The organism is Schaedlerella arabinosiphila (assembly GCF_003885045.1).
Taxonomy (GTDB): Bacteria; Bacillota; Clostridia; order Lachnospirales; family Lachnospiraceae; genus Schaedlerella; species Schaedlerella arabinosiphila.
This window is the reverse complement of record NZ_RHJS01000002.1, coordinates 3,353,979-3,367,149: the sequence shown is the minus strand read 5'-3', so window position 1 is coordinate 3,367,149 and position 13,171 is coordinate 3,353,979. Positions and strand designations below refer to the sequence as shown.

The following is a 13,171-nucleotide window of genomic DNA, read 5'->3' as shown; positions in this document are numbered from 1 at the left end:
GGAGCGTCTTGAGTTTGGGATGGGGCGCGGTTCTAAAAATCCCGTGTCAGCAATGCAGTATTTCCTTTGTCGATTTTGCTGCGGATCTGCATCATCTGGTAATCCAGCACATCAATGGAGTCGGCGCAGACTTTTAGCTGCCGTTCGATTTCCTCTGTATTTTCCACGTCTTTTTTGTATTTCAGCTTGTGCTCCAGGCTGGCCCAAAAGTCCATGGCAATGGTCCTGAACTGCATTTCCACCTTTACATACTGCTTTCCGATGGAGAGGAAAATCGGCACATCCAGGATCAGGTGCAGGCTGCGGTAGCCGTTGGACTTGGGGTTCTTGATGTAGTCCTTTTTCTGTACCAGAATGATGTCGTTCGACTGCACCACCAGATTGGCCAGACGGTAAATATCGTCCGGGAAGGAGCAGATTACGCGGACGCCTGCCACGTCGAACAGGTATTCACGGATACTTTCTACCGTAATGGGAAATCCTTTCCGATCCAGCTTTTCATAGATGCTCTCCGGCGATTTGAGCCTGCTTTTGATGGACTCAAAGGGATTGCGGTTATATTCATGGGCAAATTCTTCGTAGAGTACTTTGAGCTTGGCTTCCACTACCATGATGGCGCTGCGGTACTGCATCATCAGATCATTGAAAATCCTTGTATCTCTGAGCTGCCGCGTGTGGAGGCGGATGATCTGGCGCTGTTCTTCCAGAGTCCTGGTCTGCATGGCGACCTTTTGCTCCAGGCCGTTTTTGCGGTCGAACAGTTCTACGATATTGTCTACACGCTTCTTTACAATGGAGCTGTTAAAGGGCTTGTGTATAAAATCCGAAACGCCCAGTTCGAAGCAATAGTTTTCAATCGCTGCGGATCTCTCGCTGCTGATGATCAGAACCGGTACGGTTTTGAGCTTTTTATGCTCGTTCATCCAGTCCAGGACCGCGTAGCCGTCCATATTCGGCATCTGCAGGTCCAGAAGAAGGGCTGCGATGCCGTCCGGGCATTCCTGCAGCTTCTGAACGGCCTGGGCACCGTCCTCCGCGATCTCTACAATATAATCGTCCATCAGCATATCACGCAGTATTTCGCGGTTGATTTCCACATCATCTGCTACTAAAATCCTATGCATAGTGCCACCTCAATTTTATCCGGAGACACCGGTCTGATCTCTGTACTTTCCGGGGAGGCTTTTTTATCTGGTGTCTCTTTTTGCTGCATTTCCCGGAGCGCGCACCCCGCCGCGCGGCAGCCGGTATTTGTATATATATGTACCATAGCACGCAGAAAAGCTGCCGGCGGCAGGCTTTCTGTATACCATCGTATGCAGAAAAGCTGCCAGTGACAGGTTTTCTGTATAGTTCCAGTGTAGCACAAATCCTGCCATGTTTCAATAATATAACCCCCAGGGGGGCTTGCATTGCTGCTGTGATATGGTAGTCTGTTATAGTAAGAAGATGACAGTTGTAAGAAGAAAATGTTTTTATGGGAGGGATTGCTATGCATATGGCGGATGCTCTGGTGGCTCCGGCGGTGGCGGGAACCATGTTTGCCTGCTCGGCGGCAGCGGCGGTATATTCGGTGAAACAGGTAAAATTGGACATAGACACAAAGAAGGTGCCGGTCATGGGGGTTATGGGCGCGTTTGTTTTTGCGGCGCAGATGATTAATTTTACGATTCCCGGTACAGGCTCCAGCGGGCACTTGTGCGGCGGAATGATGCTGTCTGCGCTGCTGGGACCCTGGGGGGGATTTCTGACGATGATCGGAGTGCTGCTGATCCAGGGGCTTTTATTTGCCGACGGGGGGCTTCTGGCGCTGGGCTGCAATATCTGGAATATGGCTTTTTACGGATGTTTTTTGGGGGCGCTGCTGATCTGGAAGCCTATGATGAAGGGCGGGATGTCCAAAGTGAAGATTGCGGCGGCCTCCATCCTGGGATGTGTGCTGACTCTGCAGCTTGGGGCGTTCAGCGTGTGTCTGGAGACTTATGTCTCTGGAATCACGGAACTGCCGTTTGGGATATTTGTGGGAACCATGCAGCCGATCCACCTGGCAATCGGATTTGTGGAAGGGCTGATTACGGCGGCGGTGCTTGTGTTTGTCTATGAGGCAAGGCCGGAGCTTCTTTTCGGAAGCACGGAGAAAGAGCAGGAAGAGGGCAGATTTTCCTTCCGGCATACTTTAGCTGTCCTGGCAGCGGCGGCGGTGCTGACCGGAGGGCTTTTGTCACTGGCAGCGTCTTCCAATCCGGACGGACTGGAATGGTCCATCGAAAAGGTAGCCGGAGGGGCCGAGCTGGAAGCGGACGGCGGGATCTATGAAGCAGCAGGTTCCATCCAGGAGACCACCTCCCTTCTGCCGGACTATGGGCTGAAAGGCTCCGAGTCAGCGCTTGGAACCTCTGTTTCGGGAATTGCGGGAGCGGCGGCGGTGGTTGCGCTCTGCGCGGGATTGTGTCATATATTCAAGTTGTTTAGAAAGTGTTCGGAACAGGAGTAGTATGAATCAGATCAACGGGGCCATTTATGAAATCCATCATATGGATATGCTCTCATCAAGGGATCAGTGGGTGAACCGGGTGCATCCGCTGGTCAAGCTTGTGCTGACGGTTGTGTATATTTCGACGGTGGTATCTTTTCAGAAATATGACGCGGCGGGAACCGTGGGGATGCTGGTCTATCCGATGGCTGTGTTTCTGCTGGCGGAGCTGTCTTTTGCGGACAGCTTAAAGCGTCTTCGGATCGTGCTGCCGCTTGTCTGTTTTGTGGGCATCCTGAACCCCTTTCTGGATAAACATTATGTGCTGATTGACGGGATTCGGGTCAATGGGGGAATCCTGTCCATGGTGACTTTGATCCTGAAAGGGGTGTTCAGTGTGCTGGCTTCCTATCTTCTGATCGCCACGACTTCTGTGGAAAAGCTTTGCTGCGCGCTGCGTATGCTGCATGTTCCAAAGGCGGTGGTGACGCAGTTTATGCTGACTTACCGCTATGTCACGGTTCTGTTGGAGGAAGTAAACCGGATCACCCAGGCGTATATGCTGCGGGCGCCCCACCAGAAGGGGATTCATTTTCGGGCATGGGGATCGCTTGCGGGGCAGCTGCTTCTGCGCAGCGTGGATCGGGCAAATGAGGTTTATGAAAGTATGCTGCTTAGAGGGTATCAGGGGGAGTATCAGTATATGCGGGAACGGATCGGATTTGTGCGGCAGGATCTGGCATACCTCCTGTTCTGGCTGGGGGTGTTTGCCGTGTTTCGGATCTGGCCGGTGATCCTGGTCGTCGGAGGGCTGTTTTCATAGGAGGGGCGGATATGAGCCATATACACATCGATGTAGAACAGGTTTCGTTTGGGTATGAAAAGGGGAAGGAGATTCTGGGGCAGATTTCGCTGCACGCATCGGAGAGGGATTCCATCGGGATCATCGGTGCAAACGGCGTGGGAAAATCCACGTTTCTGAAGCTGCTGGTAGGGCTGAACCTGGATTTTTCAGGCTCCATAAGGATCGAGGAAATTCCGGTGGAAAAGCGTACGCTGGCCCAGATCCGTTCGAAGATCGGGTATGTATTCCAGGATTCGGACAGCCAGCTTTTTATGAATACGGCTTATGAGGATATTGCATTTGCTCCGAGGAATTATGGGCTGCCGGAGCAGGAAGTGGACAGAAGGGTGGAAGAGGCGCTTCGAATGACCGGGATTTCCCATCTGAAGGAGAAGCAGATCTACAAGATGTCGGGGGGAGAGAAGAAGCTGGTCTCCATCGCGACGATCCTGTCCATGACGCCGGATATCATTCTGATGGACGAGCCGTCGATTGCGCTGGATCCGAGAAACCGGCGGAATCTGATCCGGATTTTAAATTCATTTGAGCACTTGAAGATCATTGCGTCCCATGACCTGGATCTGGTGCTGGACACCTGTGAGAGGACGGTGCTGATGGCGGACGGGCGGATCGTGAAGGACGGGCCCACAGACGTGATCCTTACGGATCGGGAATTGCTGGAAGAGAACGGGCTGGAGCTGCCTCTCTGCCTCCAGGGGAGGACAGGTAAGGCGGAATAAAATAGTATGTCAAAATCCTGAAGATTTCCTTAAGATGCTTGACAGGAGAGGGGAAGAGTGATATATTTTTGTCAAGCAATTGAAAGGGAGTAGCTGAACATCCGAAACCGGATGGGTTTGAAACCGTCAACCGATATCGAGAGATATCCGTATCAAATGAGATAGCAAGACTTTTATTGTGGCTGGTGTCATAATAGGAGTCTTTTTTTAATTAGCATATGAAACGAAAAGCCACATAAACTTGCTGGGATTCAAAAGTTGCGAGTACTTAAGAAAGTGAGGAAATGGAAATGGCAGATGAACAAATGAAACAGGAGATCAGAGAAGCGATGGGCGCGGGAGCACGGGCGCTCGCCAGCCTGCGCGCGGCACAGGAAAAGCTGGAAAGCGCAAGAAAATGGGGGATTGCCGACTTGCTCGGAGGGGGATTTGTGATCGACATGTTTAAGCATTCGAGAATGAATGAAGCAGCGGAGTACATGGAGACGGCGAAAAGAGACCTGCAGCGGTTTCAGAAGGAGCTGGGGGATGTGCAGCTCCCGCTGGAGCTGCGGATGGAGGTCAGTACATTTCTTTCGTTTGCGGACTTTTTCTTTGACGGCCTTGTAGCGGATTATCTGGTGCAGACCAGGATCAAAGAGGCCAGGGAACAGGTGGAGGAAGCGATTGGCTATGTAGAAAGGCTGATGGCGGATTTAAAGCACATGGTATAAAAGGATTCATGTTCACTCTTAAAATGGGATTTGAAAGAAAGGATGACAGATATGGGATGTTTAGGTAATTTGCTGTGGTTTGTGTTTGGCGGTGCGGTGACAGGATTGAGCTGGTGTCTGGCCGGCTGTCTGTGGTGTATCTCTATTGTGGGGATTCCGGTGGGGCTGCAGTGCTTCAAATTTGCGCAGCTCAGTTTCTTCCCCTTTGGGAAGGATGTGCAGTATGGCGGCGGAGCGGGTTCATTTCTGCTGAATATTGTGTGGCTGCTGATCTCGGGGCTGCCGCTGGCGCTGGAGCATCTGGTGATCGGCGGGGTGATGTGCATTACGGTGATCGGAATCCCCTTTGGGCTGCAGCATTTTAAACTGGCGAAGCTGGCATTGATGCCGTTCGGGGCCGTGGTATATTAAAAATAAGACTTTACAGGCTGCGCTTGGACTAGGCGTGACTTGTAATAAAAGGCTGTCATATCCGAAGATAAAATTGCGGGTATGGCAGTCTTTTTGTATACCATCGTATGCAGAAAAGCTGCTAGCGGCAGGTTTTCAGTATGGGGGATCATTGCTGTAACAGCTCCCGGAGTATAAAATCGCGGAAATTTTTGACCGCGGGGGTCTGGTAGGTCTGTTTGTTGGTGACCATATAGATGTTGCCCTCCCATGCGGGGCGGACGATGGGGAGGATCTTTACATTCAGCTTGAGAAGGATTTCACGGTAGGGGGTGACGGCAATCCCGAAGCCGTAGGCGACCAGGCCGAAGATGATCTGTTCCTCGTCCGTTTCGTAGGCGATCTCCGGGCGGCGGCCGACTTTTTCAAAGAGCTCGTCAATGACGAAACGCAGGCCGGTTTTGTTGTTGAAATAGATATAGGGATACTGCAGCGTGTCTTCCAGGGAGATGGATTGGTTTTCGGCCAGGGGATGGTCTTTCGGCACGATCAGGACGAGCTCCTGGCGGTCGATGGGAACGCAGGAGAGGTCGTCGGATTCGATGGGGCGCACACAGAATACCAGGTCGTATTTGCGGAGCCGCAGGCCATCCAGAAGTTCCGGCGTCCGGTCTCCGTGGAAGGTAAAGTTGATCCGGCAGTCCGGGTTCAGGGAGAGAAAACGGGATGCCAGCCTGGGAATGAACTGGACGCCGAGCTGGGTGAGAAAGCCCAGGCGGATCAGGCCCTCGCCCCTTGCGTAGCGGCGCATATTTTCAATGCCGTTGTCCAGGATGGACAGGGAGCGTGTGACGCACTGCAGAAATTCGTGTCCGTATTCGGTCAGCCGGGTTCCCCTCCCGGCTTTTTCAAATAATTGTACGCCAAGCTCTTCTTCCAGCTGTGAAATGGCGTGGCTCAGGCTGGGCTGAGAGATATTCAGGTGCTGGGCCGCGTTGGTGTAATGCTGTTCATGTGCGAGTTCCGCGAAATATCTTAACTGGTACAGGTTCATAGAGTCCCTTCTTTCTTTATAAGTGGTTCATCTGATATGGATGGAATGATTGTACATCAATATATAGATATTGTCTATGGATAAATAGAAATTATTCATTTGTTTTATGTATGGATGTGTGTTAACTTAGTATTTGCAGAAAGGAACCTGTATGAAAAAATGGAGGGATTTTAAATGGATACAAAGAAAACGCTGGTCAGAGGGGAACTGGTGCTTCCGGTCATTGTTGTGATGAACAGCTTCGGCGTGGTTCTGATGCTGTATTCGGGAACCGGGATCTCGGCAATTTCCAGTATGACATATGCATTGAGCGAAGTGCTTCCGGTATTTTCCCTGGGAACATGGACGTATATTTTTCAGAGCATGCTGGTGCTCAGCCTGATGATCCTGAGAAAAAGATTTGTGCCGCAGTACCTTCTGAGCTTCGGCGTTGGATTTGCGTTCGGGCTTATGATGGATGTGCATAAGGGATGGATGCAGGCGCTGCCTTCGGCGGTTCCGTTCCGGGCGTGCTATTTTCTGGCCAGCTATCTGATCATCTGCACGGGGATCGCGCTGTCCAACCGCTGCAAAATGCCGATCATCCCTACGGATTTATTTCCAAAGGAGCTGTCGGATATTACAGGGACGGCATTTTCCAGGATCAAGGTTTCTTTTGACCTGATCTGCGTGGCCATAACGGCGGTGCTGACCTTCGTATGCCTTGGCGGGATCAGCGGTCTGGGGATCGGGACGCTGCTCAGCGCGCTGACCATGGGGAAGGTGGTCGGTCGGCTGGACGGCTGGCTGGACCGGCATGTGGAATTTGTGACATACCAAAGGAACGGCAGCTACAGAAGGCGGAAGCTGCGGCTGGCATAATCGAAATGGATTCGCTGCTGTGGACCCCGCAGATGTGGGTGGATTTCGAATTTACTGTGAAAAGTGCATTGTGAAATCCCTTCAGGTGTGATAAAGTAAAGATACAGGATCATGAGCACCTGTTCAGGAGCGGTGTGTGCTGTACAGACGGATGCTGCGAAGCTGGCAGACGGGGTGCAGATTGACTGGGCAGATATGATTCACTTTATTATACAAGGGGAATGGAACATGGAAAGAAAAGTAGGTACTGTTTCAAGAGGAATCCGGTGTCCGATTATCCGGGAAGGCGATAACCTGGCAGATATCATTGTGACGAGCGTGCTGGAGGCGGCGGAAAGTGAAGGCTTTTCACTTCATGACCGGGATGTCATCGCGGCAACGGAGTCCATCGTGGCAAGAGCCCAGGGGAATTATGCATCCATTGACGCGATTGCAGAGGATGTAAGGGAAAAGCTGGGCGGAGAGACCATTGGCGTAATTTTCCCGATTCTGTCCCGCAACCGGTTTGCCGTATGTCTGAAAGGGATTGCGAGGGGTGCGAAGAAGATCGTGCTGATGCTGAGCTATCCCAGCGATGAAGTGGGAAATGAACTGGTTTCCCTGGATCAGGTGGATGAAGCGGGCATCAACCCGTACAGCGACGTGCTGGATGTGGCAAGGTACAGGGAGCTGTTCGGGGAGAACAAGCATCGTTTTACAGGTGTGGATTATGTGAGCTATTACAGTGAACTGATTCGGGAGCAGGGCGCGGAGGCAGAGGTGATCTTTGCCAACAATCCGCGGGAGATCCTGAACTATACGAAGCATGTGCTGGCCTGCGACATACATACCCGGGCAAGGACAAAGCGGATTTTGAAAAACGCGGGCGCAGAGGTTGTGCTGGGGCTGGACGACATTTTGACAAGCCCGGTGGACGGCAGCGGATGCAATGAGCGTTTCGGGCTGCTTGGTTCGAACAAATCCACGGAAGAATCGGTGAAGCTGTTCCCCAGGGAGTGTACGGGCCTGGTGGAGGATGTGCAGAAGCAGATTCTGGAAAAAACAGGAAAGCATGTGGAAGTCATGGTATATGGGGACGGCGCGTTCAAAGACCCGGTAGGCAAGATCTGGGAGCTGGCTGACCCATGTGTTTCGGTTGCCAATACGAAGGGGCTGGAAGGCACGCCCAATGAATTGAAGCTGAAATATCTGGCGGACAATGATTTTAAGGATCTGTCGGGGAAGGAGCTTAAGGACGCGATCTCCAGGCGGATTCAGGAGAAGAAGGAGAACCTGGTGGGAGATATGGTATCCCAGGGGACGACTCCCCGGAGGATCACGGACCTGATCGGTTCCCTCTGTGACCTGACCAGCGGGTCGGGAGACAAGGGGACGCCGGTGATCCTGGTGCAGGGGTATTTTGATAATTATACGCAGGGCTGATGAAATCTGAGGTCAAGGGTCATCGACGGAGATAGAATGAAAAAGGTAAGATGAATAAGGCTGCCGGGGAAGGGGGTTAGAATCCTTTCCGGGCAGTTTTTTTGATATGAGGCGATCAATAATTGTTATTTTAAAGAAGCTATGTTATGATTAAAAGGCCTGTTACTGGAAATATTAATAGGAATAGCATGTTGCAGAGGTGAAATTTCATGAAAATAGAAACACTTATTTTAAATGATTTTATGTTATTTGACAAAGCAGAAATTGAATGGTCAAAAAATATAAATATTATTTGCGGTGAGAACAGTACAGGAAAGACAACGCTGCTCAAAGTGATGTATTCGCTTTTAAAACCGATGAGCATAGAAAAACGCGGAGTCACAACGAAAGATATAGAAGAAAAGCAAGTTGTTGAAAAATTACAGGGGGTTTTTCGGCCTGATGGAATGAAGGTCGGAAGACTGGTCAGAAGAAAGCAGGGAAGCAGCCGCACGGAATTTGCGATGGTTTTTGATAATAAGCAGAAAATATCGGTGGGATTTGGAAACCGTCAGGAAAATCATGTAGATATCAAGTCTGAACAAATGTCTCCTTTCGAGAAATTTGATGCAATTTATATTCCGACGAAGGAAATGATTTCAACTACGGAACATTTTGTGAGCCTTTATGATGAATACCATATTGACTTTGAGGAAATGTATTATGATCTGGCGAAGCTTCTGGACAGGCCGCTTTCCAAAGGGCCAAATACAAATGAACAGAATGAGATTTTGAAAAGCATTGAGGAGATCATGAAGGGGCAGATCATTCAAAGGGACAAGAAGTTTTACCTCAAAATAAAAGGCGAGGGTGAATTTGAGATGGGGCTGCTTTCTGATGGATATCGTAAACTGTCAATGATTCTTTATCTGATCTTATCCGGCAGCCTGAATAAAAATGCAGTTCTTTTTTGGGATGAGCCGGAAACCAATATGAATCCTGGAATGATACATCCGATTGTACAGGCTATGGTACAACTGGCCAAAATGGGGGTTCAGATTTTTGTGACCACGCATGACTATTTTGTTCAGCAGGAGTTTAATATGCTGACCGTCTATCCGGAATTAAATCTGGATGGACTGGATATTCGTTTCATGTCCCTATATCGAGATTCAGAGTCAAATGCTGTAATGTATGAAATGAAAGAAACGGCATCCGGTTTAAAAAATAATGCAATCATGCGGGAATTTGATGCGATATACGACAGAGAACAGGGGATTATTTATGGTAGTTGAAGAAAGCGGTATGCAGTTCGAGTTTCCGGATGGCGGAACAACCGTCAAATTTGATGACGATCCCTTTTATAGAAACAAATTTAATAAATTTCCTGCGTCTAAGGGCGTAGATTTCATTTCAGACAGTAAAAATACGATCGCGTTTATTGAAGTCAAAAACTGCACCGGACATGAGGGAGACAATCGCTGGAGAATAGCTCCTAATAACCAAAAAAGAGATACGGCGCACACTTCTCATGAAGTAGGGGAAAGAGAAAGCCTTGACATAGAAATACCTCAGAAGGTAGCAATGACACTTGCTGCCCTTTGCGGAGTTTCTTCTTTTGGGGATAGAAAAGAGTCACTGGATCAACTGGCTGAAATTGCAAAAGCGGTTTTTGAAAAAAATTTTTCACAGACGGAAAAAAAGAAATTGGTTATTTTGGTATTAGAAGGAAATTTTGGGACTTTTACGAGACCGAAGTCTGCAATTATGTCAGAACTGCAGAGAAGCATTATGAGAAAAATGCAATGGCTGGATTGTAAAGTATCTGTGGTGGATTCTAATACATATAATAAAAAAATATTCAGGATAGTCAGTTGATTCTGCTGGCCGGCTAAAGAGGAGTACCGTTGCTGAACGGTGCTTTTTTTTGATCTTCAGCTTTCTTTGAGCGTGTCTATATGTAAAAGTCTCTGTCTTGCTGCTGATAGAAAATTAACAAAAAAACAAATTGTAAACATATCTGTCTTGTCACATGTAATATCATATGTTATAATGGTTGCTGTTTGCGGGTGCCGTGCATATTGCTGCGCGGCATCTGTTCATTACAATAACTGTTCCTAACCTATAGTGGGGGGGGAATATTTGCATGGGAGGAAATGAAAGATGACAGTGACAGAGGAAATTCATGCGTTGAAGAAGGAAAGGGATGCAGTCATCCTTGCGCATTATTATGCGGAGCCGGGGGTGCAGGAGGTTGCGGACTATGTGGGGGATTCTTTTTATCTGAGCAGGGTGGCCGTGGGGCTTTCGGAGCAGACGATCGTATTCTGCGGAGTGGCTTTTATGGGGGAAAGCGCGAAAATACTCAATCCGGAAAAGACGGTGCTGATGCCGGATCTGGGGGCGGACTGCCCGATGGCGCATATGGCGGACGCCGGGATGATCCGACGGATGCGGGAGCAGTATGAGGATTTGGCGGTGGTATGCTATATCAATTCCACGGCGGAACTAAAAAAGCACTCAGATGTATGCGTGACCTCTGCAAATGCGGTGAAAATCGTGAGGGCCCTGCCGAACCGGAAGATTTTCTTTATACCGGATAGAAATCTGGCCCGCTATGTGGCAAGGCAGGTACCGGAGAAGCATTTCCTGTTCAATGAGGGGTATTGCCCGGTTCATGAAAAAATACAGATTCAGGAGCTTCTGAAAGCAAAAGCGGAACACCCGGAGGCAATCGTTTTGTCCCACCCGGAATGTGCAGAAAAGGTGCTGGAGCAGTCGGATCACATAGGCAGCACGTCGGAGATCATCGGGTATGCGTCGAAAAGCGCATGTGAGGAGTTTATCGTCTGTACGGAAAAAGGGGTGCGGTGGAAGCTGGAAAAGGACAACCCGGGAAAGCGGTTTTATTTTACAGATACAGAGCCGGTGTGCCGGGATATGAAGCTGAATACTCCGGATAAGATCCTGCATGTGCTGAAAACCGGGGAAAACGAGGTGGAAGTGGATGCCGGGCTGCAGGAGCTGTCGAAGAAACCGCTGGAGAGGATGCTGGAACTGGGGAAATGAGATTTGCGGACGAATGCGCCCGGTACGCGGTATGTTTTAGAATATGAGGTAAACCGCGGGAAATATTTGATTGATACAGCGCGGGATGCCTGCGGAGCCGGACATGTCCGTTGCAGTGGATAGGAGAGAGGGTTATGAAAACAGAAACCGATGTGGTAATTGTGGGGACAGGCGCTGCGGGATTGTTCTGCGCTTTGAACCTGCCCCGGGATACGAGGATCATTATGCTCACAAAGTCTGATCTGGAAAGCAGCGATTCGTTTCTGGCGCAGGGAGGGATCTCTGTGCTGCGGGACGAGGAGGATTACGACAGCTTTTTTGAGGATACGATGCGGGCCGGGCATTATGAAAATCGGAGGGAGTCGGTGGATCTTATGATCCGCGGTTCCCGGGATGTTATTGACAAGCTGGTAGGATACGGAGTAGAATTTGAACATAGGACGAAGGACGGGCTGACGGAGACTGCCGGAAAAGAAGTGGCTGTTGGTGGCGGAACAGGGATTGCCGGAAAGGAAGCGGCTGTTGGGGGCAGGACGGAGGCTGCCGGAGATGCGTCTGCCGGTGGCGGAACAGGGATTGCCGGAACAAGGGCTTCTTCGGAGGAGTTTCTTTATACGAGGGAAGGGGCGCATTCGAAGCCGCGGATCCTGTATCACAAGGATATTACCGGGAAGGAGATCACCAGCAGGCTGCTGGAGCAGGTGAAGAGGCTGGAAAATGTGACACTGTATGAGTATACCGCGATGACGGATATTATCGTGGAGAACGGAGTATGTGTCGGGATATTGGCGGAACATACAAAAAGCGGCAGGCAGGGGGAAACGGATTCGGAAGCTGCGGCTCTGAGAGAACATCCTGAGGAAGACGGCATTTTGCAGGGAGAGGATGCGTGCAGAGAGCGGGAGAAGGCAGAAGCTCCGGGAGAGGATGCGGGCAGGGAACAGATGGAAATCCGCGCCGGCTATACCATATTTGCCACAGGCGGGATCGGCGGGCAGTATGCCCATTCCACGAATTTTCCGCATCTGACGGGGGATGCGATTGAGATTTCAAAGAAGCACGGTATCCGGCTGGAGCATTTGGATTATGTACAGTTCCATCCGACCACGCTGTATTCGAAAAAGCCGGGGAGGCGGTTCTTGATCTCGGAATCTGTGCGCGGGGAAGGCGCGGTGCTGTATAATAAGAAGAAAGAACGGTTTGTGGACGAACTGCTGCCCAGGGATGTGGTGGCCGCCGCGATCCGGGAACAAATGGAAAAGGACGGGACGGATTTTGTGTACCTGTCCATGGAGCATATTGAGAAAGAGACGATCCTGCGGCATTTTCCCAATATCTATCAGAGGTGTCTGGAAGAGGGATACGATGTATTGAAGGAATGCATTCCGGTGGTTCCGGCACAGCATTATTTTATGGGCGGCGTGTGGGTGGATTCGGACAGCCGGACCTCTATGCCGCATCTATTTGCGGTGGGAGAGACCAGCTGCAACGGGGTTCACGGGGCCAACCGGCTGGCAAGCAATTCCCTGCTGGAAAGCCTGGTGTTTGCGAAGCGGGCGGCGATGAAGATCCGGGAGAAAATGGAAGGCCGTCGCAGGGACGATTCGGATGGTATATAAGGAATGA

The 13,171-nt window shown here is 50.3% G+C and carries 13 protein-coding genes; 11 read left to right on the top strand and 2 right to left on the bottom strand.

Annotation, left to right across the window (positions count from 1 at the left end; translation table 11 throughout):
• Nucleotides 1-32: 32 nt before the first annotated feature.
• Nucleotides 33-1,124 carry a response regulator gene (locus tag EBB54_RS16075; RefSeq protein WP_125128195.1) on the bottom strand — a complete coding sequence of 364 codons (1,092 nt, stop codon included), beginning with the start codon at nt 1,122-1,124 and terminating at the stop codon, nt 33-35.
• A 368-nt stretch (nt 1,125-1,492) separates the two neighbouring features.
• On the opposite strand from EBB54_RS16075, the gene EBB54_RS16070 reads away from it, so the two are divergent.
• From EBB54_RS16070 to EBB54_RS16050, 5 genes are all read left to right on the top strand, one after another.
• Nucleotides 1,493-2,494, top strand: a complete 1,002-nt coding sequence (locus EBB54_RS16070) for an energy-coupling factor ABC transporter permease (protein WP_004075328.1) — start codon at nt 1,493-1,495, stop codon at nt 2,492-2,494.
• A gap of 1 nt (nt 2,495) precedes the next feature.
• Entirely contained in the window at nt 2,496-3,296 is an 801-nt protein-coding gene (gene cbiQ / locus EBB54_RS16065) for a cobalt ECF transporter T component CbiQ (protein ID WP_125128194.1), read from the top strand.
• 11 nt (nt 3,297-3,307) lie between these two features.
• Entirely contained in the window at nt 3,308-4,057 is a 750-nt protein-coding gene (locus tag EBB54_RS16060) for an energy-coupling factor ABC transporter ATP-binding protein (RefSeq protein WP_125128193.1), read from the top strand.
• A 290-nt stretch (nt 4,058-4,347) separates the two neighbouring features.
• Nucleotides 4,348-4,770: a hypothetical protein gene (locus EBB54_RS16055; protein ID WP_125128192.1), complete on the top strand. Its 423-nt coding sequence runs from the start codon at nt 4,348-4,350 to the stop codon at nt 4,768-4,770.
• A gap of 51 nt (nt 4,771-4,821) precedes the next feature.
• Entirely contained in the window at nt 4,822-5,181 is a 360-nt protein-coding gene (locus EBB54_RS16050) for a YccF domain-containing protein (protein ID WP_125128191.1), read from the top strand.
• Nucleotides 5,182-5,329: 148 nt separating this feature from the next.
• Here the strand turns inward: EBB54_RS16050 and EBB54_RS16045 are convergent, their stop codons facing one another.
• The gene (locus tag EBB54_RS16045; protein WP_004075338.1) at nt 5,330-6,214 is read right to left on the bottom strand and encodes a LysR family transcriptional regulator; all 885 of its coding nucleotides are present in this window, start codon (nt 6,212-6,214) and stop codon (nt 5,330-5,332) included.
• A gap of 174 nt (nt 6,215-6,388) precedes the next feature.
• Here EBB54_RS16045 and EBB54_RS16040 point away from each other — a divergent pair, with 174 nt between their 5' ends.
• From EBB54_RS16040 to EBB54_RS16015, 6 genes are all read left to right on the top strand, one after another.
• Entirely contained in the window at nt 6,389-7,075 is a 687-nt protein-coding gene (locus EBB54_RS16040) for a DUF6198 family protein (protein WP_125128190.1), read from the top strand.
• 228 nt (nt 7,076-7,303) lie between these two features.
• Nucleotides 7,304-8,497, top strand: coding sequence for a coenzyme F420-0:L-glutamate ligase (locus tag EBB54_RS16035; protein ID WP_125130849.1), 1,194 nt, complete (start codon nt 7,304-7,306; stop codon nt 8,495-8,497).
• Between the two features lie 209 nt (nt 8,498-8,706).
• Complete coding sequence (locus tag EBB54_RS16030) at nt 8,707-9,771, top strand: AAA family ATPase (protein ID WP_125128189.1); 1,065 nt, start codon at nt 8,707-8,709, stop codon at nt 9,769-9,771.
• The gene (locus EBB54_RS16025) at nt 9,761-10,354 is read left to right on the top strand and encodes a DUF6661 family protein (RefSeq protein ID WP_125128188.1); all 594 of its coding nucleotides are present in this window, start codon (nt 9,761-9,763) and stop codon (nt 10,352-10,354) included. Before EBB54_RS16030 ends, EBB54_RS16025 begins: the two co-directional genes overlap by 11 nt.
• A gap of 285 nt (nt 10,355-10,639) precedes the next feature.
• The gene (nadA, locus tag EBB54_RS16020; RefSeq protein WP_125128187.1) at nt 10,640-11,545 is read left to right on the top strand and encodes a quinolinate synthase NadA; all 906 of its coding nucleotides are present in this window, start codon (nt 10,640-10,642) and stop codon (nt 11,543-11,545) included.
• Between the two features lie 134 nt (nt 11,546-11,679).
• Entirely contained in the window at nt 11,680-13,164 is a 1,485-nt protein-coding gene (locus EBB54_RS16015) for an FAD-binding protein (protein ID WP_125128186.1), read from the top strand.
• Nucleotides 13,165-13,171: the final 7 nt, after the last annotated feature.